The organism is Sphingobacterium sp. GQ94, assembly GCF_059758715.1.
In genome coordinates this window covers 1-22529 of sequence record NZ_JCAXEC010000027.1, presented here as the reverse complement: position 1 = coordinate 22529, position 22529 = coordinate 1, and the positions used below count along the sequence as shown (strand labels likewise).

The window sequence follows — 22529 nt, the reverse complement described above, 5'->3', positions numbered from 1 at the left end:
GCACACGGGCGGAGACTGAAATAAGACTTTAGTACAAAGCATAAGTCTGCGAAACCCGAAGCCCATTTGTCTTTAGCAAACGGGCAGTTCACTTACTTAAATCCCAAAATGATGAAAAGTATCAAAATAGATAGTCCAAAAAAAATCTTTATTCTAATCTTAATCCTCGTGTTAATTTTCTTATTGGGTATTGGGGTTGGAAAATTTTTATACCACATCACCCATTAAAAACACGCCCTATATTTTCTAAAATACTTCAATAATGGTATCTAATCTTATTCCATCTAAAGGATTGTCTTGTTAATCTTGTGCCATCTTATTAAACTTCAATAACTTTTGAAATTCATAAGTCTTCAAATCAGATAAAGACCTGGTGAAAACGATTCTGTTTTAATTTATATCTATCCGATACCATTGAGGATGAAGACAATAAACAATAAGGATAGTAAGGTTATACTATTCGAATCACAGATCAAGATTCAATCAATGACCCATGATTCGAAAAACAAAATTATGATGCAGGAACTTCTTTACTAGGAAGGTCCGCGGCATTTAAGATGGTAGGTTTTTGGTTGATTTCAATGACGACAATATTTTTGTTTTTAAAATTCCAATGTGCAAGGTCAATAACTCGAATGGTTCTATCTTCATGGGTATGAAAATAAAATTTAGCCTGTCGTAAATCACTAGCGACTGTCCATTGTGTATATTCCAAACTCAGTTTCCCTTTATCTTCAATTTGACGAATAGTGCCAAGGGGAATATCAAATGCGTTCAAGATATGGAATGCCTGAAGAACTGTGTTTTCATTGCGCTCCATTCTCTTGGAGTGATGGGAGTAAGCAACAGCCCGAATAAAACGAGAGGGAGGTGTATAATCACCTGGAATTCCTAAAAACCCGGTTCCTTGGCCTGTGGGTTTGATTAAAAGTGGATTTTCAGGATCCATATTGTTACTCAGAACCATAGGCGCCTTGTTTAGGGAAGATAGATTAATGTAATTTTTGAGATTCGTAGCGTGCCAATTGTATTCGGGTGAGTTGGTTAATACACCAAGTGGATTATCATTCATTTGAAGCTCGCCATTTATATACTCGACAACTAGGACATTTCCCTGAGCATCGTGTATGTTATAATGTAAAGGAACCGCATTACTATCTCCGTAGGCCCCATCGTTGACTTTAATGTTTGGTAATGCTTTTTTTACCTCTTCGATATTTTTACACAATGACAATAAATAGGTTGGTAAATCTGTTGAGCAAATTGAATTGGTTGAATCTTCTTTTGTTACATTCATATAGCCTGCATATCCGATGAAATAAAATGCACCCACGGACAGTCCATCAGAATTGATTCCATCAATAATACGATGTAGGTTGCTTGCATTAAGACCCGTGATATTGTAATTGGATGTCCAGCTTTTTCCAGTTCCACCAACCTTCGGTCCGGCGCCTGTAAACGTAGTATCTTTTGGGATCACAAGAAGTTGTGATTTCAGATCATTTGCAAATTCCATAGTTCGTCCGTAAATAGGAGCGCCACCTAATGTTTTTAATTGAATGCCTGTACACATAGGAATATTTTTTAGTTTGAGTATGGTTCAAATTTGGTGTGTATTGCTCTTTCTCGAAATTGGCAATATAATAGCAATGTAAAGAAAATTTATTTATCTAATTATTCCAATATGAAAAGTAATGAAATTGATACATGTATTAATAACTTCTTTTATATCAGGGTTGTATCTGTTTTATATAAGCTTCGTGTGTTAAAATCTATATAAACCACATCCAATCTAAAATATTTAGTTTTTTCATATAAGTTAAAGGGTGCCTATATGTTCTTTAAATTTAAAACTGAAAATCCATTTTGTATTTCACGCGTTTTATTCAGATTGAATTGCTATCTATTACATTTCTTGACTGAGTATTTAAAGCCTTCTCTGCTAAGTATAAGGTTAACCCGTTTAAATCTGATTTTAGACGAGGTTCTATCAAAGAAAACTAATTACTCAAATTAATGATTGACTTAGTTTACCAGTCTTGCAAATTTGTTTCGATATTCAATGGGTGTCAGACCTGTAATTTTTTTAAAAACATCTCTAAAAGCTTTTGTGTCTGTATAGCCTACGTCATACATAATTTCAGAAACGTTTTTTCTTGACGCTTCAAAGGAGAGCTTGGCAGCTTCAATTCGTACTCTTTGTATATATTCTATGGGTGTGTTGTTTGTTGCAATTTTAAAACGTCGCTCGAAAGTTCTTCGTCCTGAATTCACCAAATTTGCCAAAGTCTCAATTGTTATTTTGTCCTCGTAGTGTTTTTCGATGTAATCTTGTGCTAGCTGAATATCAGTATCTCCGTGACTCCTTTGACCTCTGAAAATAGCAAATTGAGATTGGCTGTTCCGACCTATGTCCAGGGCAAAATATTTTGCAAGTAAAACAGCAGTTTCTCGATCAGAATATTTTTCGATTAGGTATAAAAGTAAATTCCATAAACTGTTGGCACCTCCACTGCTGTAAATATTATCATTTTCAGTGATTATGGCTCCATCTTCAATTTCTACTTCGGGGTATCTTTCTCTAAATTCACTGATATGAGCCCAATGGGTAGAACATTTTTTTCCGTCGAGTAAACCTGTCTCAGCTAAAAGGAACGCACCAACACATAAACTGGCTAAACTAGCTCCTTGTTGATGTAGTTTGGTTATATAAGGTATTGCCGGTGCATTATCTAAAATACCTTTACTGGTAAGACCAAATGTGGGAGGGATGATTAATAGGTCTGTTTGGGTGACATCCCTTAGTAATTTATCCGTTCTAATTGTGTATTCGCCATTATTCGCTGGTACATATGCACCTAAACCTACATATTCAACTTGAAAGATAGCTTGCTTACCAAATGCTTCTAAGAACTCATTGGCCATATTAAAGCTTCTAAATGCGGGCGTAACCCCTTCAATGGCTCCATATTCAGGTACAAATATCGAAATGCGCATAATAGTTTAAGTATTTATTTAAAGAATAAAAATAACAAAAAAATATTTGTCATTTTACCCCCTTGATTTGTCGCATTCACACTAGGTAGAATTTTTTAATCCCTCGTAGATTTGATTAATAAAATAGTATAAACAAAAAATATAAACAATGGTTAAAGTAGAAAAGATTGTAGTGGAGGCCACAGTAGATCGCCCTATAGAAAAAGTTTGGAAAGTTTGGAATACACCAAGCGATATTATGCAATGGAATTCAGCGGACCCTAGTTGGCACACGCCAAGTAGTGAGAATGATTTAAGGGTTGGTGGTAAGTTTAAAAATCGAATGGAGGCCAAAGATGGAAGTTTCGGTTTCGACTTTGAAGGAATTTATGATATAGTAGACCTTCATAAAGAAATTGCCTATACCATGAGTGATGGAAGAAAGGCGAGTACTAGGTTCACCGAGTTGGATGGGACAACCATTATTGAAACAACTTTTGATGCTGAAGAACAGAATGATCCTGAATTTCAGAAACAGGGTTGGCAGGCGATTATCAATAATTTTGTTCGCTATATTGAATCCAAATAGTTAAAGTTTAAATTCTAACTGAAGTATATTTATGAAAAAAAATAAAATAATTTTTTGGATAACCACGATCATTCTAATTTTATGGGAGGGAGTGATGCCATTGACTACTGTGTTATTCGCTCCAGATCAAGTGAACGTGGGAACAAGGGCATTAGGTTACCCGGATTACTTTGCTTATGCACTTATTTTCTGCAAAGTACTTGGTGTTTTTGCTATTTCCTACCCAGGAACACCTGCAAAACTAATGGAATGGGCGTATGCTGGCCTGGCCTTTAATCTAATCTTTGCATTTATAAGTCATGCATATGTTGATCAGAACATCTTCTACATGTTATTGCCTCTTATTTTTCTAGGGATTTTAATTCTATCTTATAAATATAACACGAAGATTCAGAGTTATGCGAAATCGAATTATTGACAATCCTTCCTGGGGTTTGTTAGTCTATTAAGGGATATCTGAATATATGCGAAATCAAAATCAAAAAATAATTTTTACAAATTAAAATCTAATAGTAATGGAAAATCAAACAATCACACTTCATCGGGTCATTAAAACAACGCCGGAAAAATTATTCAGGGCTTTTTCTGATCCACTAGCACATTCCACCTGGCTACCGCCGTACGGTTATTTATGTACTGTACAAGAAATGGACTTTAAAGTTGGTGGTAAGTTTAGAATGACATTTATTAATTTTACTACAGGGGGTTCTGATTCATTTGGTGGAGAATTTCTGGAAATAAGAGCAAATGAACATCTTAAATACATGGATAGATTTGATGATCCTAATTTACCAGGGGAAATGGTCACCACGATTGATTTAAAGCAGGTGATGGGCGGTACCGATCTTAAAATAGTTCAGTCAGGGGTTCCTTTGGCCATACCAGCTGAAATGTGCTATTTAGGATGGCAAGATTCACTTGATAAATTATCTAGACTTGTTGAACCAGAAATTCCCGATGCTTAGTAAACTTGATTATGAGTACCAAAAGCCGAGTTAATGTAACCAGTTCAGTTTTTATTACTTTTTCTGGAGATTGCAAGAAGGCCCTCACATTTTATCAAACATGTTTTGGGGGCCGATTGCAATTTGAAGATTTTGAAGAACGAATTGCCGATTATCAGCAGCAACCTGTTATCATTGGATCGCTGGTTTCTGATCGGATTGTCATACATGGCTCTGATTTGGTACACCAAGAAGGCAGGAGAGTTGGCAATCACATTTCAATCTTCTTAAAATCCGACAATGACCAAGAACGCAGCGAATGGATTCACAAACTGAATGCGAATTTTTATTTTCCTCCCAATTATACAGATGAGAATCAAAGATTAATTGAAGTAATTGATCCTTTTGGCGTAAGATGGGTATTCGGGTAACGCTTTAAATAGGACATCCTCAAAAAAAGCCGTTTCTTTGTATGGTTTAATTGCGGTAAATGGAAACGAATTATTTTGAAGAGCTAATTGATTTATTAATTCAGGAGAAGAAATACGATAAGGAGCAGCATGAATGCTTATTGTTAAAAAATAGTCTTCAAGAACGCAAAGCGGTTGGGGTTACCTGGTTTCCTATTTCTATTAAACAGAGCGAATTAGGTCGAGGAGATTATTTATCCATTACCATTAATAAAACTAATAATTTACAAGAGGGACATAAATTTCGGTTTGGTATGCCTGTTTCCTTATTCTCAAACCATGATCCAATCCAGGATCGCCTGAACGGAATCGTGGCTTTCGTGAATAGAGATACCATGCGAATTTCTTTTAGAATTGATGAACTCCCTGATTGGACTAGAAGAGGAAAGTTAGGTGTTGACCTTTTGTTCGATGAAAATTCATATAAAGAGATGCATACTGCACTTCTCCAAGCAAAAGAGTTGAGTGCTCATCAAGAAAAAGGGAAACTCATTCGATGGATAACGGCTCAAGAACCTTTATTAAGTAGCGATTTTGTCTATGAGACTGTATCTGATTTGTTAGATCCCTCACTGAATGTAAGTCAGAATCAGGCGATTATAAGGATGTTGGACGAGCGTCCGTTAACCATTCTTCATGGACCTCCAGGAACAGGCAAGACAACGACCTTAATTAAGGCTGTAAAGGCATTACTAGCTAAAAATAAGAAACAAATTTTACTGGTGGCCCCTAGCAATACTGCTGTTGATATATTAACAGAACGGTTAGACGCACAAGGTATTTCAGTTGTGCGTATTGGAAATCCTGTTCGTGTTTCTGATCATCTACATGAGTTGACCTTGGACGCCAAAACACATCTACATCCATCGAATAAGGAAATTAAGACTTTGGAAAAGCAGGCTCGTGCCTATCTTGATATGGGTCACAAATACAAACGTAGTTTTGGTAAATCTGAACGGGAACAAAGAAAGGCTTTATTCAATGAAGCGGCGAAGATTAGAACCGAAATCGATCAAATTCAGGATTACCTCACTCAGGATATTCTTGGCAAGGCTGAGGTGATTACTGCAACCTTAGTCGGTTCAAATCATCATACGATTCGAGATAGAAATTATGAAACGGTAATAATTGATGAAGCTGCTCAGGCGCTGGAACCTGCTTGTTGGATCCCTATTTTGAAAGGAAATTCAATTGTCTTGGCTGGAGATCACTGTCAACTGCCACCCACAGTGAAATCAACCAACAAGGCAAAGGATGGTCTGTATCGGACACTATTTGAAAAATTAGTTAAGCTGTACCCCGATGAAGTGGCTTTACTGAATGTTCAATATAGAATGCATGAACAGATTATGCAATACCCCTCAAAAACTCTTTATTCAAATCAGTTAACAGCGGACCCCTCAGTCTCAAATCGGTTACTGATCGGTGATTCTTCTCCTGTAGTATTTATTGATACCGCAGGGGCTTCTTTAGAAGAGATTGTTGTTGAGGATGGAATTTATAATTCTTCGGAAGGTTTGTTCTTAAAAATGCATTTACTCGAACTTTTGGAGAAATTAAGCAAATCATATCCCGTGATGGAGCAATTTCCCAGCATTGGGGTGATTGTTCCGTATCGTCGGCAATCAATTTTTTTAAAAGAGCTGTTAGGCAAAGATGAGCAAATCAAACCTTTTTTGAACGCTATCCAAATTCATACAATAGATAGTTTTCAAGGTCAAGAAAAGGATATTATTTATATCGGATTAACCAGAAGTAACGCCCAACAGCAAATAGGATTTTTGTCGGATATCCGGCGAATGAATGTCGCGATGACCAGAGCAAAAAGAAAGCTAATTGTGATAGGAGATAGCAGTACCGTTGGCTTTCATACCTTTTATAACAATTTTATTGATTACGTATCCGAAATTGATGGGTATCATACTGTTTGGGAATGGGATATGGGACTGGTGTAACAGCTCTCTGTTATGATTTTCAAAGGAGGTCGTACTTTTTTGATGCTTTATGTTGGGGTGTTATAGTTTCTAAAATCCGATTGGTCCTGGATGGGCAGAGATATATACCGTTTATCCTGAATAATTTTACGCAATGAAAAATTGACCAATGTTCCTTCTTTTAGTTTTTCAGCTAATTCCTTTAAGAAAGTGCAAGAATAGATAGCACATAAGGGTTCCATCTGATCTGCTTCTGAATATAAATAACAATCATATCCTGGGTGTTTTGTCTTGATTGACTTTAGGAATTTTAATGTTTCTATTTTCATTTCTATCATATCGCAAGCCAATATCATTAAATCATGCTGTGGGTATTTAAGATGTGCGCTAAGGATTCCCTGAAGTGGCCCTTTGGCAACACAATTATCTATGATGAGATCTTTAGAATCAAAATAAGGCAAATAGTTATTTATTTGAGAGCTATTAATGGAAAGTTCAGTCAAGATATTTAATGCTTTTAATTTTTGAGATGCAAGTAGCGACCAATTGATGTTTTTAATGGGTATTAAGCCTTTGTCTCGCCCCATTCGACTACTTGTGCCCCCCGATAATATAATTCCTTTGATCATTCCTTATCATATTTATGAAGGTGTTTTAATGGCTTTTTTTGGATATTTTACAATTGCAATTGTTACCCCATTCTTTCCTTCCATCTGAAAAATATTCACATTTCCAAATTGGAACCTCGTGTTTGATCTTCTCAATAATGTATTGGTTGCTTTGATAGGCAGCCTCTCGATGCGAGGATGCGGTTATGACGACCACGGCAGATTCAGTGATTTTTACCTTGCCGATTCTGTGTTGGGCTATTGCAAAATGTAGCGACCATCGTTTTTTAGCTTCTTGAAGTATGTTGTCTATCATTTTACTTGCCATGGAAATATGGGCTTCATATTCGAGAAATTCTACACGTTTTCCTAGGTTGTGATCTCGAACTTCACCACTGAATAAGACGATTGCTCCAGCACTCTTACAATGCGAGTTTGCAAGTAGTTCTACTAGATTAATTTCGTTATTGGTAATTCTTTCCATGTCAACCTCCGCTACTTGGGGGAATGATCACGATATGGTCTTCTGAGTTTATCGGGTATTGATCGTTTACAAATTCATCTTGTATAGCAAATCTACATTGTTTAAGGACTCCAGAGGCCTCTGGTTTTACTTTTGAAAGATGTTCTCTTAATTCGTGGATTGTAGCTGCAAGGCAGGAGATTTCGAACTCAGGTTCGAAATAGTTTTTTAAAATGGCATATACGTTTATTTTCATGGCTTATCCTCCAATATGAAGCATACTTAATGAGCTTCCTTTAAATTTTATGTCTTGTTTCTGAGCTAATGCTTCCTGAATCCGTTGTTCTAATTCTGATTTTTCTAAGGAACCTTTAATAGAAATAGGATGATCGCTGCTAAGACAACCATAAATATTTCCATTCGAATCTAATCGTAATCGGTTACAATCCCCGCAAAACGGTTGACTTTCATTGGCTATGATACCAAAAAGATTACCTTTGGTAGTTTGCCAGTAATTCGCTGTTGCACCTTTTTTTCGGACAAGTGGGCTAAACTGATATTCTGAACGTATTAAACTCAAAATTTCTGATTGAGAAAAAAAGGAATCCGTTATGTTCTGATGTAAATGCCCCATGGCCATGATTTCTAAAAATCGAATAATAATCTGTTTTTCCTCAGCATATTTTAACAAGGGGAGTACCTGGTTCTCGTTTTGCCCTTTGATGATAACTGAATTTATTTTGACTGCAAGGCCTGCCTGCAGCGCTGCATCGATCCCTTTGAAAGTCTTCTTTAGACCATGTCGTCTGGATAATTTGAAGAATGTCTCAGGATCAGTGGCATCCAGGGAAATATTGATGGATTTTAATCCAGCCTTTCTTAAGCTTTCGGCTTTTTTTTCTAGCAACAAACCGTTCGTTGTGAGATTCAGATTCGATATGCCTAATTTTTTTGTTTCACCGATTAAATAAGTAAGATCTCTATAAAGTAAAGGTTCACCTCCTGTAAATCGGACAGATTGAAGTTCTAGACGCTTATGTAGCTTTTGAATGATTTCTATTAATTGTTTTGCGCTGATCGTGTTTTGTTTACTAGAAATAGATTGTTTTCCTTTTTCATTATCCTGACTACAACTACAGTAGGTGCATGCTAAATTACACGTGTTTACTAAGCTAACGCGTAGCGTTTTAAAACTTCGATTTAAGTTGTCTTTGATTGATTCCATTACATGAAAAATATAAGTTTGATGGATGCTATGCTGAGTACAAGTGTTAATAAGTATCGTAGTGTCACGAGTTGAAATTTCTTGCTGCCAAAATAAGAACCTGTGAGTCCACCAAGGACAGCAAAAATAAACCAGCTCGCAGATGAAGGAGTTATACTGATTGTTTCAACACTCCCAATTAAACCACTAAAGGAATTTAGAACAATAAATAGGGCAGAGGTCGCTGCTGCTTGTTTAAGATTTGCCCAGCCTAAAAGCAGTAGAATTGGACTTAAAAAAATGCCACCTCCAATATTTAGCATTCCTGAAAATAAACCTACTAAAAGGCCAATACATAAGGCAGGTATGATTTTTACTTTTCTTACTCGATCAGGATCGGTTTCACTGGGATGAATGCCAAAGAGCTTTAAGATTGGAAGTATCAATGCGATTCCTAATAGGTAATGGTATAAGTTATCTTCGAGAGGAAATTTAGAACCCAAGAAAGCCCCCGGAATAGAGGTGATAAGAAATGTTCTGCATAATTCCCATTTGAAATGCCCTTCTTTATGAAATTGGTAAAAACCTATTCCCGCAACTAAAATATTCAAGATTAGGATCATTGGTTTGTAGGTAAGAATAGGAATGCTAAACAAGGAAAGGATGGCAATATATCCACTTGCTCCACCATGTCCAACTGATGAATAAAGAAATCCAGTTAAGTATAGGGCGAAACAGAGGATGATTGTGTATTCCATGTTTTTTAGATAGCTTGAATATTATTTTTTGGTATTTTAATAAACTCTGTCTTGACTGTTTCACATAACATGCACGTATAATCTTCAGGAAGGTTTTCGAACAATATCCCCTTTGCAACGCCTCTATCTGGATCTCCCCAAAACTCATCATATAGACTTAAGCATTTCGGGCATTGATGGAGATATGTTTTCTTTTGTTCAGAATTTTGATTCATCCAGAGATTATTCTGTTCGGGTTTGCCAGCTCTCAGGGTCTGCTGCTGATAGTAATATTCACAGAGCTGAATGACCGATGAGCATATGTTTGCTCTTGGGATGTTTTTTTTATAGGTATGACATTGAACAGCATTGGGGTTAAATTCTTCTGTATAGAAAAGATCAAATAACGGTGGTGAGTTTTTGGAAGTTGTTTGGTTTTGTTTTTTGATTATGATTGATCCAAATAAGCCACTTTTAGGATTTATTTTGATGGCAAAGCAAAGCTTGAAAGTCCGGATATCGTAGTCGTTAAATTTACGAATCAATTCCTGTTTTAATTGAAGACTTTCCTCACATAAATCTTCGGTTTGCCAGTTCAGTTCATTGGAAGCATGACGAACATTGATTCTGTTTTTATCCAAAACTACATTCCAAAACCTACGATCGATTGGTGCTACATCTTTTATAATGATTGATTTCCAAGTTGTTGTATAGATCTGACCAATTCGCGTTTTGCTGCATACAGCACATAAATCCCTTAATAAATCAATAGAGAACAGCTCATTTCTTTGGTATATTCCCAACCAATAACTTTGGTTGTATTTATTGAATCCTTCATAATAAGGGACCTGAAAAAAGGGGAGTGTCAAGGGAGATCCTGGATTTTGAAATATGAAGTCGCTTAATGTTCTGATTCGGTTCTCAAATTGCTGGCCATCAATTTTAAGCTGATCAAAATATAAATCCTTATTATTAAGTATTTGTTTTTCAATTAGTTCACTAAGTGGGGCTATGTCCTGTGAATTAATCAATGAGGACCAATAATGTATGGTGTTGGTTTTTGGGAACCTTAAGTATAAATGCCAATAATTTCCGATATCTGAGGATATGTAGTTTAAATTGCCACTAAAAAATGGAATTAATGTTTGACTATCATCTACCAAATTAATTTTTAAAGATGGTTTGTAATTTATGGAATCCAATATATCCTTGTAGATGCCCTCACGAAGCCAGTTTGAGTTGTTGAATAAATCCGCAGCAACATACGAGCTCACGATATTGGGATGTAAATCTGTATCGATCTCTAAATCTATTTTGCTGCTCTGAAAGCCATTTTCTATTTCATTTAATTGTTGAGGCTTTGCGCAAAAATAAAGTTGTTGACGACCTCCAAACCGAATATGTTTGATACCTGCATTTTTCAAGATTTCCATGATCATCGAAAGATCGCCCACAGATACGATTCCGCCTGCAAGGTTTATTTTAATCTGATGGAATTTATGGGTTCGGATTTGCATATTGGTTTACCGTTTCTGAGACATTGTATTCAATTGATTTTTGTAGGATTTGTTTGACCTCTGGTCTGCAAGATCCGCAACCCATTCCTGCTCCTGTTGATTCACACAGTTGTTTTAAGTCGTGGATTCCGGATTGAATTTGTTTTTCCAGGTTCCCTGTACCTACCTGATTGCAGCTGCAAACTAGTTTACCAATAATTGGATTTGTTTTTTTTTCATTTCGTAGTAGGTGTATTCGTCTTTCGCTCAATTCTGTTTTATTAGCAATCAATTCTCTGAATTCTAAAAATTCGCTTTTATCTCCAATAAGAATAGTTCCTACAAGCTTGTCCTGATGTATTATGCATTTTTTATAATAGCGTTTTGCTTTATCTATAAATATAATCTCTTCATAATCTATATCATTAGGTGACTCACTTAATCCAATACTACACATTTCAAATCCGTGTATTTTAATTATATTCATAAATAAACTACCTTGGTAATAGGCGCTAATGTCGCCATTGTGATAATTCGCAACCACTTCAGCTTGTTGTTCTGCGGCGGCTGTTATTCCATATAAAGTTCCTTGAAATTCGGCAATTTCACCTATCGCGTAAACTGAAGGATCACTGGTTTGTAAGCGCTCATTGACTAAAATACCCCTGTTACATTCCAACCCACAATCTTTTGCTAGTTCTATATTGGGAGTTGTCCCTATGGCGAGAATCACGGCATCGCAGTCTATTTTATGTCCGCTTTTTAATTCAATTCCCGTTACTTTGCTTCGGCCATAGTAAATTTGGACCTCATCATTATAATAGATATCGCAACCTTGATCTACCATTTCCTCATGTAAGAGTTGACTTCCTATGGAATCTAATTGACGGTTTAGAAATCGTGAGACACGTTGTACAATAGTGATGCGGAGTCCGATCTCCCGAAGTGAAGCAGCCATTTCTAATCCCAATAGTCCTCCACCAACGATTACCACATGAGAGTTTTTTGAAATATGCTTTTTAAAATTATCTGCATCTTCCCGATCTCTCATGGTAAAGATTCCAGGTAGACTTGGTGTATTTTTAGGTAAAGTTGCCCGGCTGCCCGTGGCCATAATCAAGATATCAAAAGATGTGTTATTACCTTGATCGTCAGTTAGCAATTTTCTTTTTAAGTCAATTTTATCTATAGATAATCCTTGTAAATAATTGATGTTAAGTTCTTTATGTTCCTTTGGAGTCATTTTTATAAGCTGATCCCAATGTTGTGTACCGCTAATGTAATCTGGCAACATCACTCTGTTGTAAAAGGGCTGGTCTTCTCGATTAAAGACGGTTATAGAATCCACGGAATTAATTTCTCTGTATCTGCGGATAAACCCATGGGCACCAGCCCCTGCACCAATAACAAGGATGCGCTGAGTTTTCTTTTTGAATTTTTGGATGTTAACTGCACAATACTTAAAATCTGGCTCTTTGGATACCGGGTCCACTAATGGGCTAGTTAGATTATTGGCCCGGTTAAGGTCTGATCCTAAAATTTTTCCCCAATGCATGGGTAGGAATACAACACCCTGTTTGATGCTATTTGATATTCTGGCCTTTACTTGAACTTCTCCTCGTCTGGATTTTACCACAACTATTTGTCGATCTTCTATTTTAAGTTTGGAAGCATCCAAAGGGTTAATTTCCAAGTATGTCTGTTGAATATGTTGTTTTAATTTACTGACTTTCGCTGTTTTGGACATTGTATGCCACTGATCCCGTATTCTACCGGTGGTTAATATAAAAGGGTATTCCCGATCTGGTAATTCACTATTGAGATTATCTGTTGGCGAGTGAATGAAGGCTCTTTTTGAAGGTGTGTAAAAGTGGTGGTTTGTAAATAAGCGTGTTGTGCCTAATTCTGACGATTTATTATATGGCCATTGGATGGTATTGCATTTTTGAATTTTAGCGTAATCTAATCCTTCTATACTGATGTTAGTTTTGTGTGTTAGTTTTGTGTGTTCGATGAAAATTTCCTCCATGGTGGCATAATCAAAACCATGATATCCCATTTTTTGAGCAAAACGGCAAATAATTTCTGCATCAGCCATAGCCTCTGCCGGAGGATCGGATACTTTTTGTAAATGACTGATACGCCTTTCGGAGTTGGTCATGGTACCTTCCTTTTCAGTCCAAGCCGCTGCTGGCAGGATAACGTCTGCATAGTTAAGAGTTTGGGCGGTGTTACTTATTTCTTGGACGACTACAAATTTTGCTTTCTGGAGCGCATTCTCCGCAAATCTTGCATTCGGTAGACTGGTTAAAGGATTGGTGCAAAGTATCCATATTGCTTTTAATCGACCATCGTCTAATGCTTCAAACATCTCAGTAGCTGTAAGGCCTGGTTTTTCTGAAATATTTACACCATTCCAAAATTGTTGTACTTCCTTTCGATCTGTTTCGTGTGCTAAATCACGATGAGCTGGTAACAAATTGGCTAGCCCACCAACTTCACGCCCCCCCATTGCATTAGGCTGGCCCGTTAAAGAAAATGGTCCTGAACCTGGCTTTCCGATCTTTCCAGTGATGAGATTTAAGTCGATTATGCTTAGGTTTTTATTTACCCCAATTGTACTTTGATTTAATCCCATCGTCCACATGCTTAAAAATGCGTTAGATTGTCCAATATAATGGGCTGCTAGTTTTATATCTTGTTCATTAAGTCCGCAGATGCTTGCAGATTCAGATAAAGTTCTTTGAAATACTCTTTGTTTATATTCGTTAAAACCTTCTGTATGTTGGTCTATGAACTGCGTATCGATGTCCCCTTGTTCAATTATGATTCTGCCGATTGCATAATTCAGTGTAATGTCTGTTCCAGGATTAATTTGTAAATGAAGGTCTGCTAGGCTAGTTGAATCTGTAGCCCTAGGATCAACCAGGATAATTTTAACTTCTGGATTGGTCGATTTATGGGCTTCGATTCTGCGCCAAAGTACAGGATGACACCAGGCTGGGTTTGCTCCGCTAACTAGAAAACAATCAGCTAGTTCGATGTCATCGTAACAAATGGGGACACTGTCTTCACCTAGTGACATTTTATATGCAGTTACTGCACTGCTCATGCATAAGCGCGAGTTGGTGTCAATATTATTGCTGCCGATGAAACCTTTGATAAGTTTGTTTAAAACATAATATTCTTCTGTCAGGCATTGTCCTGAGGCATAAAACGCAACCGAATCTGGCCCATACTTTTCAATAAAGGTCTTGAAAACAGCGGCTGTCCTACTCAAGGCCTCATCCCAGCTTACCTTTTCAAGAGGCATATTCTTGTTATACCTCATCTGAGGAAACAGGAGTCGGTCACTTTTATCATTAACGGTATACTGTAGATTTAGCCCTTTACTGCAAAGCATTCCTTTGTTCACAGGGTGATTTAAGTCTCCTTGTACACTAATGTTTTGGTTTTTGTCGACTTTTATTTTCACGCCACATCCAACTCCGCAGTAACAGCAAGTACTCGTATAAGTTTTACTTCTTTGACCTGGCATTTTATTGAATTTTAAATTTTTTCTTGAATTAATTCTGGATTAAGAATTTGTTGTTTTTGCATATCCTGTGTTTTGAATTTGGTCATAAATACCAATAGACCGCAAACTGCAACTCCAATCCCAATGTAATGAAAGGCATCGGCGTAGCTGAATGTTTCGGCCTTAAACAGGAAGCCAACCATCATGGCTCCAAGATTTCCTCCTGCTCCAACTATTCCGCTCACCGTCCCAATTGAATCTTTATTTATAAATGGAACTATTCCATAGGTACTTCCATTGGCCATTTTAAGGAATAACGCAAAAAATAACATGGATGCGATAGCCAAGAAAATACTGCTTGAATGCGCAAACAGTGTGATGCCAATACCTTCTAAAATCAATAAGGCTCCTAATAATACTCCTTTGCCACGAATGCCATAAGATTTGCCAACCTGGTCACTTAAATATCCTCCAAGGGCTCGTGCGAAAAGGTTCATGCCTCCAAATATGCTAGCCAATGCGCCTGCCATAATTATAGAGGTGCCGTATTGGTCCATAAAGAACGTTGCTGCGACATTGTCTACAGTAATCTCAATTCCGAAACATGCTCCGTAGGCTAGGGTAAGGACCCAAGTTCTGTAGTCTTTTAATGCCTTGATAAAGGATCCTTTTTGGTTCTTTTTTGCTGGGTTTATTTCTAAATCTTTAAAATTTCCAGCCGGTGTATCTTTAGTATATTTATAATATAAAAATGCCAAAATCAATAAGATGATTCCAGGAACCACCATGGCTAATCTCCATGAATCTGTTGTACTAACAAAGCCTAAAGCTGCAAAGCCTGCTGCTAGCAAGGGCATAATAAGATTTGTAACTCCACCACCTAAATTTCCCCAACCTCCACTTACTGCATTTGCTGTTCCGAGAATATTCGGAGAGAACATCATCGAGGTGTGGAATTGCGTAATCACAAAAGATGCTCCAACGATACCGATGAGAAATCGAAAAACAATAAAGCTTTCGTAGCTATTGCTTAAACCAATGCACATCACTGGGATAGATCCCATCACTAAAAGAATTGTATAAGATAAACGCGGGCCAAGGCTATCGCATAACTTTCCGAAAAGGAGTCTTGCAACAATGGTTGCTGAAACTGATGCAATGATGATGTTTCCAATCTGATCTTTACTGAGGTTTAGGTTTTCTCTGATCATTGGCATCAAAGGAGCTGCCCCAAACCAACCAAAAAAACAAAAGAAAAAGGTTATCCAGCTCAGATGGAAACTTCGCATTTGAATGCCTTTTGTGGAGAATATATTGAGCTTTCTGAGCGGTTTAAAATCGTTCATTTCTTTGGTGCTTGTTTTTTTATTGATGTCTTGGCTTGTCATTTAATTTGGACTTATTGACTAAGAAAAAAAGGAAAGAAATCTACTACCTGGTTTTTAACGATATATTGGGAGTCGGCAGCCTGCATAACCAAACCATTTGCATAGACATAGGAAGTTATATCTCCTGAGCCATTAAAAGAGATAGGTTGTAGTTTTCCATGATCATTCATCTTTACTGGAAAAAATTCGGTTAGCTTATGTGTTTTGGTTCTATTTTGTTCAAATGGAATGTATCTATGAGTTCTTTTAGAAAGTCCAGAGCAAAAACTGAGATAATGTTCTACAAAAATGCTAAAGGTTGTGAGACAGGAAAGCGGGTTTCCAGGGAGTGCAAAAATTAGGCTACCTGATTTCGCTTTCGCTAGCAATAGTGGTTTTCCTGGCCGAATACTTACTTTATGAAATAGAATTTCTACGCCTAATTCTTTAAGAGTTGTCGGAATGAAATCAGCATCACCTGCGGAAACTCCACCATTGATAATAATTAACTCCGTTTTCAATGCTTTGCTTAAAATGTGTACAAGTTTTTCTTTATCATCGGCAACATGCTGGCAAAATAGGGGTTGAATTTTCCATTGATCGAGCATTGCTTTTAGCATAACTAAATTGCTGTTTCGAATTTCAAACGGCTGGATGTTGGCAGAAGGGCTAACCACTTCATTTCCTGTAGTTATAAGTGTTGTTTGTGGAAGTTTGTATACTAAAAGCTTTACTTTCCCTATTGTTGCCAGTAAAGCGATCACTTGTGAGTTGCATCTTAAATGTTTGGATAACACAATTTTATCCTTTTTGACGTCTTCACCCTGTTTAGCTATATTTTGGTATTTTTTGACGTCGCTCGGAAAGAATGTTACCCATTCATTTTCCTCTTCTGATTGTTCTCTAGCAATAATGAGGTCTGCGATCTTTGGCGTAGCAGCCCCAGTCATGATTTTATAGCAAGTGCCTTGGGTTAGTTTCTTTTTTGGCGCTTGGGCTGTGAAGATCGTCTCTAGAATGATATATTTTCTTATGCCCTTATTCCAGTCGCTCATGCATAGAGCGTATCCATCCATCGCAGCTCTGTTAAATGGCGGATAATCACGGTCAGCATAAAGATCCTCTGCTAGTATACGACCTAAAGAATCTTCTAATCTTACTTCTTCGGTTTGGAAGATTTTACTGTTTTTTTCAAGAATAGAAATAGCTTCTTTAAACGATATCAATGTCCACCTCCCATCATCATTTTTCGTGCGTGGAAAATACCGGGCAATATGGCCTCCATAGATTCTCTGGCCCCATCTGTGCTCCCTGGTAAGGTAACAATGAGGGTTTGAGAGATAGATCCTGCAACGCCACGGCTCATCATCGCTAAAGGTGTGCGCATTTGGCCGTAATTACGGATAGCTTGAGTTATCCCATCTGCATCTCGTTCAAGAATTTCTTTGACGGCAGAAACGGTGTTGTCTCTTGGACCTAAACCGGTTCCTCCAGTTGTAAAAATAAATTGTATGTCCTGTTCGACCCATGCCAATATTTGGTTTTGAATAGCCTTCTTTTCATCTGGTAATATTTTGTAATAGATAGGTTTAGAATTTGCTTGTTGTAGCATTTCTTTAATTAATATTCCACTTTTATCTTCTCTTATTCCTGCCGCACAAGAATCCGAACAAACCAATATAGCGCAACTAGCGGATGAAGATGTAAGTATGTTTTTTTGCTCACTCTTTCCTCCGGTTTTTGAGATTAATTTAATTTCTGATATTTCGAGATTCGTATCAAGCGGTTTAAGCATGTCGTAGATTTCAAGAGCTGCTATTGTTGCGGCAGTTAGTGTTTCCATTTCAATTCCAGTTCGACCGATTGATTTTGCCATAGCAGTGATGATGATGAAGGGCCTCTGGGTTTTTTGTTGGATATCAAAAGTGATATCCATAGACTCAATGCCCACTGGATGACAATGCGGAAGAAGTTGAGGTGTCAGTTTTGCCGCCAGAAACCCTGCCGCCCGGGCAACTTCAAAAAGATTCCCCTTAGGGAGTTTATTGTTTCTTATTAATGGGATGGTTGGGATGCTAATGAAAACCTTAGCCTGAGCCCTTGCTGTTCTTAGGGTGATGGATTTATTAGAGATGTCTCGCATTTTTCAAATGTTTGCATGATTTAAATTGATAATTCCATTTCGCAGGCTGAAAGCATTGGTGTAGCCCTTAGAGCGAAACTGTTTTGCAGCTAACAGGCTTCTAGTTCCAGTTTGACAGTAGAAATAAAAATATTCGTCATCATAGAACTGAGTTAAATCTAAGCTGATTAGTTCAGCGAATGGAATGTTTTTTCCTCCAATATGCTTTTTTGTTCGCTCCAGAGGAGTTCGGACATCGATTAACTGACCAGTTGATGTTCCTATTTTAGCTAAAAATTCATGGGCAGATAGTTCTACATCATTTTCTATTTGGTTAAATCTTGATCGACTTATTTCACGAGATTTCCTATTGGATTGATACCTTGTAACAATAAGTGTGTAATCCAAGGAGTTAAATGAGAGTAATTTACCGCTAAGAATGTTTGGGTTGTTTAATAATGTTTTAATGACCTCATTTGCCATCATGTTCCCGAGGATGGTCGCCGACATTAGATAAACTCCCGTATCGGCACAACTCGAAATTTCGTCTATCAACTCCGGTTCGTCAAACAAACAGCGTAGGGTCGGAGAGCCATTATAATTGAAAACCGCTACTTGTCCTTCGGTTTGAAATAATGCCCCGTAAATCAGTGGTTTATTTTTTTTGACACAGGCATCGTTTATTAAATATTTGGTTTGAAAATTGTCAGTTGCATCGACGATGATATCGTAAGGGTCAATTAGTTTTAAAATATTTTTTTCATTGACGAATAAACAATGTTCTTGATATAAAATTGATGGGTTTCGCTGTTTTAAAACTTTGACACTTACATTGGCTTTTTCTGCTCCAATATCGCTAGAGTTGAATAAGGTCTGCCTTTGAATATTACTTATATTTATCTGATCTGAATCGACCACTCCGATCATTCCAATTCCTGAAGAAGCTAATGCAGTCAGGCATGGACATCCTAAACCCCCAGCGCCTATCACCAAAACCTTAGCTTGTTGTAATTTTTGCTGACCCGAATGAGCTATAAAATCTAATTTTAGATGACCTTGATAATATTCGCTAAACATGTTGGAATTATTTTTTATGCTATCTGATCTTCATTTTTAAGTCCTATATAAACCAAATCACCTTCAATTTTTACTGGATATGTCTCAATAGCACATTCATTGTCATTGAGGCATTCGCCGGTTGATAGGGAGAATGTTTTTTTATGAAAAGGGCAGGCTACTTTGGGTTCGTCGCCAACCGATCCGATCATCCCTCGACTTAAAACCATTTGCTTACGGTGTGGACATAGATTTTGTGTGGCATACCATGTATTGCGCCTTGTAAAGTAAAATAATGCTATTTGTTCTACTCCTGCCTTTATACACACACCTCCGTTTTCTACGGCATCTTGGATGCGGCAAGCTTGAAACCAGTTAATTTTTGATTTTATCATATCGTGTTTATTTGAATGTGTCAAAGATTGATGTTTAAACCAAATTCCAGTTGGATGCCTTTTTTTGTCCACGCATTTCTTCAAACTGTATACTTGGATCGTTTTCTTGAGGTGCGTTTACAAAATGATTAAATCGTTTTTTGATTTGTGGGTCTTCAATAGCTGTTTTCCATTCGCATTGATAGGTGTTTACAATGGACTGCATCTCCAATTCCCACTGGGCTGCCATTTCAAGGCTGTCATTAATGACAACATTTCGCAAATGGTCTATTCCGCCATCCATTTTATTGAGCCATGTAGCCGTCCTTGCTAAAGGATCAGCTGTGCGTATATAAAACATCAGAAATCGGTCAATATAACGGATGCAGGTTTCGCTATCTAGATCGGATGCTAATAATTGTGCATGTTGTGGTTTGCTTCCTCCATTTCCACAGACATACAAATTCCATCCTTTTTCTGTTGCGATAATTCCAAAATCTTTACTTTGTGCTTCTGCGCATTCCCGTACACATCCACTTACTGCAGATTTTAGTTTATGTGGAGATCGTAAGCCTTTGTAGCGATTTTCAATCTGGATTGCGAAAGTAACACTATCGTGTAATCCAAAACGGCACCAGGTACTCCCGACACAGCTCTTTACTGTTCTTAATGATTTGCCATACGCATGTCCGCTTTCAAAACCTGCATGAATTAATTCGGACCATATGGTTGGTAAATCGTTCAGATGTGCCCCAAATAAATCAATTCGCTGACCACCTGTGATTTTGGTGTATAGATTGTATTTTTTGGCAACTTGCCCAATGATAATTAACTTCTCAGGAGTTATTTCTCCACCTGGAACTCGAGGAACAATGGAGTAGGTGCCACCTTTTTGGATGTTTGCTAAAAAACGGTCATTACTGTCTTGGGCCGTATCGTTCCCTTTCTTTAGGATCATATCATTCCAAATACTGGCAAGAACAGAGGATACTAATGGTTTGCATGTTTCGCAACCATCCCCTCGACCTAGATTGTTTAAGACTTGATCGTAATTTTTTAGATTGTGAATTTTAATTAAATCAAATAGTTCTTGTCTGTTTAAATCAAAATGCTCACATATTACATTTCGGAGGTATTTTCCTCCCATTTGCATCGTGTGGGTTAATAAGTCTTTCACGATTGGGAGACAGCCCCCGCAACCTGTTCCTGCTTTCGTGCATTTTTTCACCTCATCCAGAGTTTGCAAATCTTGTTCAGACACGGCTTGACATATTGTTCCTTTGGTGATTCCCTCACAACTGCATATTAAGGCCTCATCAGGAAGTCCTATGATGCCAGTGAGCTTATTTTTTGATTTTGAACCTAGGATGAGTTCCTCTGGGTTTTGGGGTAATATGAGGTTGTTATTGACTGTTTGAAGTAGTATGGAATACTCTTGAGCATCTCCGATCAATATACCACCAAGCAGGTAATTTCCATCATTACTTATGTTGATCCGTTTATAGATTCCTTTGTTTCTATCCTCTATAACGATTCTTATTGCCTCAGGTTCACTAATGAATGGATTGCCAAAACTTGCCACATCAACACCGATTAATTTAAGTTTAGTGCTCATGTCGAATCCTTTAAAGCTCTTTTCTGCTTCGCAGATTTTGCAAGCCGCAACCTCTGCCATTTCATATCCCGGGGCAATTAAACCATAAATATTGTGTTCAAAAAGAGCGCATTCTCCGATGGCAAAAATAGTAGGATCACTTGTTTGCATAAATTCGTTAACACAAATCCCCCCTCTTTGAGAAGTTTCCAGTCCGGATTTTTTGGCGAGCTCATCACGTGGTCTAATTCCAGCAGAAATAACCAGAATATCTGTTTTTAGTTCCGTGTCATCACTAAATTTAAGGGCATGAATACTTTCATCGCCTTCTATACTGCTAGTGCCTTTATTTGTAAAAACATTTAGTCCTAATGCTTTTAATTTATTTTGAAGAATATCGCTTCCTTGAGAATCTATTTGTCTGGGCATTAAATGTGGGGCAAATTCGATGACATTTGTTTCGGTCAAGTTGAGATCAATTAGTGTCTTTGCGGCTTCTAATCCTAGTAAACCTCCCCCTAATACAGCACCGGTTTTTGCTTTGCTTGCGTACGCCTTGATCTGATCGAGATCATCAATTGTTCTATAGACAAAGACCCCTTTCTTGCTTATTCCAGGAATGTTTGGAACAAAGGGACTAGAGCCTGTTGCTAGTATTAAATAATCGTAAGTGAGCGATCGACCATTGCTAGAGTAAATCTTTTTATTTGCTCTGTCTATTGATGTTATCGGGTCGTTCAGATAAAGATTTATGCCGTTACTGCTGTACCAGTCTTCCGTGGATAACGATAACTCGTCTGCCGTTTTTCCATTAAAATATTCACTCAAATGAACGCGGTCATATGCTCTTCTGTTTTCTTCTGCGAAGACGGTTAGGTTTATTTTTCGTGTTTTAGCTAATATTTTTTCACAAAACTTGTAACCAACCATTCCATTACCAATTACAACTATTTTTTTGTGCTTCATGATGCTTTTATTTTTTTTTTGTTGAATAATCGATATAATTCGATAAAACAACTATTCTTCACTAATTTATTAACAGAATATCTCTATTTTATGCAAAAATCACACTTATTTC

General features: G+C 37.3%; 20 protein-coding genes. 5 read left to right on the top strand and 15 right to left on the bottom strand.

Going from position 1 to position 22529, the window contains the following annotated elements; all coding sequences use genetic code 11:
- Positions 1-511: 511 nt before the first annotated feature.
- Together AC6CHH_RS16075 and AC6CHH_RS16070 are read right to left on the bottom strand one after the other, a co-directional pair.
- Positions 512-1573, bottom strand: coding sequence for a linear amide C-N hydrolase (locus tag AC6CHH_RS16075; RefSeq protein WP_498284722.1), 1062 nt, complete (start codon positions 1571-1573; stop codon positions 512-514).
- 452 nt (positions 1574-2025) lie between these two features.
- Positions 2026-2997: a GlxA family transcriptional regulator gene (locus AC6CHH_RS16070; RefSeq protein WP_498284720.1), complete on the bottom strand. Its 972-nt coding sequence runs from the start codon at positions 2995-2997 to the stop codon at positions 2026-2028.
- A 148-nt stretch (positions 2998-3145) separates the two neighbouring features.
- Here AC6CHH_RS16070 and AC6CHH_RS16065 point away from each other — a divergent pair, with 148 nt between their 5' ends.
- The 5 genes from AC6CHH_RS16065 to AC6CHH_RS16045 all read left to right on the top strand — a co-directional run bounded on the left by AC6CHH_RS16065 (position 3146) and on the right by AC6CHH_RS16045 (position 6934).
- Positions 3146-3565 (top strand): SRPBCC family protein, encoded by a 420-nt coding sequence (locus AC6CHH_RS16065; RefSeq protein WP_498284718.1) that lies wholly within the window; start codon positions 3146-3148, stop codon positions 3563-3565.
- Positions 3566-3596: 31 nt separating this feature from the next.
- Positions 3597-3983, top strand: coding sequence for a DoxX family protein (locus AC6CHH_RS16060; RefSeq protein ID WP_498284716.1), 387 nt, complete (start codon positions 3597-3599; stop codon positions 3981-3983).
- A gap of 97 nt (positions 3984-4080) precedes the next feature.
- On the top strand, positions 4081-4530 hold the full coding sequence (locus AC6CHH_RS16055) for an SRPBCC family protein (protein ID WP_498284714.1): 450 nt from the start codon (positions 4081-4083) through the stop codon (positions 4528-4530).
- Between the two features lie 11 nt (positions 4531-4541).
- Positions 4542-4940 carry a VOC family protein gene (locus tag AC6CHH_RS16050; RefSeq protein ID WP_498284712.1) on the top strand — a complete coding sequence of 133 codons (399 nt, stop codon included), beginning with the start codon at positions 4542-4544 and terminating at the stop codon, positions 4938-4940.
- Between the two features lie 59 nt (positions 4941-4999).
- Positions 5000-6934, top strand: coding sequence for an AAA domain-containing protein (locus tag AC6CHH_RS16045; protein WP_498284710.1), 1935 nt, complete (start codon positions 5000-5002; stop codon positions 6932-6934).
- A 47-nt stretch (positions 6935-6981) separates the two neighbouring features.
- Here the strand turns inward: AC6CHH_RS16045 and mobA are convergent, their stop codons facing one another.
- Genes mobA through nirB form a run of 13 tightly spaced genes read right to left on the bottom strand, consistent with a single transcriptional unit; the run spans position 6982 to position 22417 of the window.
- The gene (gene mobA / locus AC6CHH_RS16040) at positions 6982-7542 is read right to left on the bottom strand and encodes a molybdenum cofactor guanylyltransferase (protein ID WP_498284708.1); all 561 of its coding nucleotides are present in this window, start codon (positions 7540-7542) and stop codon (positions 6982-6984) included.
- 25 nt (positions 7543-7567) lie between these two features.
- The gene (locus tag AC6CHH_RS16035) at positions 7568-8005 is read right to left on the bottom strand and encodes a molybdenum cofactor biosynthesis protein MoaE (RefSeq protein ID WP_498284706.1); all 438 of its coding nucleotides are present in this window, start codon (positions 8003-8005) and stop codon (positions 7568-7570) included.
- Position 8006: 1 nt separating this feature from the next.
- On the bottom strand, positions 8007-8240 hold the full coding sequence (locus tag AC6CHH_RS16030; RefSeq protein ID WP_498284704.1) for a MoaD/ThiS family protein: 234 nt from the start codon (positions 8238-8240) through the stop codon (positions 8007-8009).
- Positions 8241-8243: 3 nt separating this feature from the next.
- The gene (locus AC6CHH_RS16025; RefSeq protein ID WP_498284702.1) at positions 8244-9209 is read right to left on the bottom strand and encodes a GTP 3',8-cyclase MoaA; all 966 of its coding nucleotides are present in this window, start codon (positions 9207-9209) and stop codon (positions 8244-8246) included.
- On the bottom strand, positions 9209-9946 hold the full coding sequence (locus tag AC6CHH_RS16020) for a sulfite exporter TauE/SafE family protein (RefSeq protein WP_498284700.1): 738 nt from the start codon (positions 9944-9946) through the stop codon (positions 9209-9211). Before AC6CHH_RS16020 ends, AC6CHH_RS16025 begins: the two co-directional genes overlap by 1 nt.
- Positions 9947-9951: 5 nt before the next feature.
- A complete protein-coding gene (locus AC6CHH_RS16015) occupies positions 9952-11442 on the bottom strand; it encodes a rubredoxin (protein ID WP_498284698.1) in 1491 nt (496 codons plus the stop codon).
- Positions 11423-14959: a molybdopterin-dependent oxidoreductase gene (locus tag AC6CHH_RS16010; RefSeq protein ID WP_498284696.1), complete on the bottom strand. Its 3537-nt coding sequence runs from the start codon at positions 14957-14959 to the stop codon at positions 11423-11425. Before AC6CHH_RS16010 ends, AC6CHH_RS16015 begins: the two co-directional genes overlap by 20 nt.
- An 11-nt stretch (positions 14960-14970) precedes the next feature.
- A complete protein-coding gene (locus AC6CHH_RS16005; RefSeq protein ID WP_498284695.1) occupies positions 14971-16326 on the bottom strand; it encodes a NarK family nitrate/nitrite MFS transporter in 1356 nt (451 codons plus the stop codon).
- 11 nt (positions 16327-16337) lie between these two features.
- Complete coding sequence (locus AC6CHH_RS16000; RefSeq protein WP_498284693.1) at positions 16338-17531, bottom strand: molybdopterin molybdotransferase MoeA; 1194 nt, start codon at positions 17529-17531, stop codon at positions 16338-16340.
- Entirely contained in the window at positions 17528-18448 is a 921-nt protein-coding gene (moaCB, locus tag AC6CHH_RS15995) for a bifunctional molybdenum cofactor biosynthesis protein MoaC/MoaB (RefSeq protein ID WP_498284691.1), read from the bottom strand. The genes AC6CHH_RS16000 and moaCB overlap by 4 nt, the downstream gene beginning before the upstream one ends.
- A 3-nt stretch (positions 18449-18451) precedes the next feature.
- The gene (locus AC6CHH_RS15990; RefSeq protein ID WP_498284689.1) at positions 18452-19504 is read right to left on the bottom strand and encodes a ThiF family adenylyltransferase; all 1053 of its coding nucleotides are present in this window, start codon (positions 19502-19504) and stop codon (positions 18452-18454) included.
- A 14-nt stretch (positions 19505-19518) separates the two neighbouring features.
- Positions 19519-19902 carry a nitrite reductase small subunit NirD gene (gene nirD, locus AC6CHH_RS15985; protein ID WP_498284687.1) on the bottom strand — a complete coding sequence of 128 codons (384 nt, stop codon included), beginning with the start codon at positions 19900-19902 and terminating at the stop codon, positions 19519-19521.
- 10 nt (positions 19903-19912) lie between these two features.
- A complete protein-coding gene (nirB, locus tag AC6CHH_RS15980; protein WP_498284685.1) occupies positions 19913-22417 on the bottom strand; it encodes a nitrite reductase large subunit NirB in 2505 nt (834 codons plus the stop codon).
- Positions 22418-22529 lie beyond the last annotated feature (112 nt).

Excerpts from the sequence above, each read along its gene's own strand:
- mobA (WP_498284708.1), bottom strand. The coding sequence starts at position 7,542 with ATGATCAAAGGAATTATATTATCGGGGGGCACAAGTAGTCGAATGGGG.
- AC6CHH_RS16025 (WP_498284702.1), bottom strand. The coding sequence starts at position 9,209 with ATGGAATCAATCAAAGACAACTTAAATCGAAGTTTTAAAACGCTACGC.
- AC6CHH_RS16065 (WP_498284718.1), top strand. The coding sequence starts at position 3,146 with ATGGTTAAAGTAGAAAAGATTGTAGTGGAGGCCACAGTAGATCGCCCT.
- AC6CHH_RS16070 (WP_498284720.1), bottom strand. The coding sequence starts at position 2,997 with ATGCGCATTTCGATATTTGTACCTGAATATGGAGCCATTGAAGGGGTT.
- AC6CHH_RS16050 (WP_498284712.1), top strand. The coding sequence starts at position 4,542 with ATGAGTACCAAAAGCCGAGTTAATGTAACCAGTTCAGTTTTTATTACT.
- nirB (WP_498284685.1), bottom strand. The coding sequence starts at position 22,417 with ATGAAGCACAAAAAAATAGTTGTAATTGGTAATGGAATGGTTGGTTAC.
- AC6CHH_RS16005 (WP_498284695.1), bottom strand. The coding sequence starts at position 16,326 with ATGACAAGCCAAGACATCAATAAAAAAACAAGCACCAAAGAAATGAAC.
- AC6CHH_RS16075 (WP_498284722.1), bottom strand. The coding sequence starts at position 1,573 with ATGTGTACAGGCATTCAATTAAAAACATTAGGTGGCGCTCCTATTTAC.
- moaCB (WP_498284691.1), bottom strand. The coding sequence starts at position 18,448 with ATGCGAGACATCTCTAATAAATCCATCACCCTAAGAACAGCAAGGGCT.
- AC6CHH_RS15990 (WP_498284689.1), bottom strand. The coding sequence starts at position 19,504 with ATGTTTAGCGAATATTATCAAGGTCATCTAAAATTAGATTTTATAGCT.
- AC6CHH_RS16020 (WP_498284700.1), bottom strand. The coding sequence starts at position 9,946 with ATGGAATACACAATCATCCTCTGTTTCGCCCTATACTTAACTGGATTT.
- AC6CHH_RS16055 (WP_498284714.1), top strand. The coding sequence starts at position 4,081 with ATGGAAAATCAAACAATCACACTTCATCGGGTCATTAAAACAACGCCG.
- AC6CHH_RS16015 (WP_498284698.1), bottom strand. The coding sequence starts at position 11,442 with ATGCAAATCCGAACCCATAAATTCCATCAGATTAAAATAAACCTTGCA.
- AC6CHH_RS16030 (WP_498284704.1), bottom strand. The coding sequence starts at position 8,240 with ATGAAAATAAACGTATATGCCATTTTAAAAAACTATTTCGAACCTGAG.
- AC6CHH_RS16060 (WP_498284716.1), top strand. The coding sequence starts at position 3,597 with ATGAAAAAAAATAAAATAATTTTTTGGATAACCACGATCATTCTAATT.
- AC6CHH_RS16010 (WP_498284696.1), bottom strand. The coding sequence starts at position 14,959 with ATGCCAGGTCAAAGAAGTAAAACTTATACGAGTACTTGCTGTTACTGC.
- AC6CHH_RS16035 (WP_498284706.1), bottom strand. The coding sequence starts at position 8,005 with ATGGAAAGAATTACCAATAACGAAATTAATCTAGTAGAACTACTTGCA.
- AC6CHH_RS16045 (WP_498284710.1), top strand. The coding sequence starts at position 5,000 with ATGGAAACGAATTATTTTGAAGAGCTAATTGATTTATTAATTCAGGAG.